Source organism: Nodularia chucula CCY0103 (genome assembly GCF_963923915.1).
GTDB lineage: Bacteria > Cyanobacteriota > Cyanobacteriia > Cyanobacteriales > Nostocaceae > Nodularia > Nodularia chucula.
Genome location: NZ_CAWUOL010000260.1, coordinates 1 through 249, shown reverse-complemented (window position 1 = coordinate 249; position 249 = coordinate 1). Strand labels below are relative to the sequence as shown.

Here is a 249-nt window from a genome sequence, read left to right as displayed (position 1 = left end):
ATCTGCTGGGTGTGCCGGCCCCCAACGACGTTAGGGCCAACGATCCGAACTATTCTTTCGAGCAGGTGGTGCGCTTCGACCATCTGGACGGAACGACGCACTGGGGTTTCATCGACTGCTATCGACGCGGCTGTTTCGTGCTGGAGATGAAACAGTCTCGAAAGCGCTTGAGCTCCAGCTCGAACGTCAGACAGATGGATCAGGGCTGGTCGAATTCGACCAAGCGTCGGCTGGAGAACGCTCAGACTC

At 57.8% G+C, this 249-nt stretch carries 1 protein-coding gene; it reads left to right on the top strand.

All coding sequences use genetic code 11. From position 1 onward, the window contains the following. On the top strand, positions 1–249 hold a 249-nt coding region (locus ACM0OP_RS24480; protein ID WP_414530995.1), incomplete at both ends, for a type IIL restriction-modification enzyme MmeI.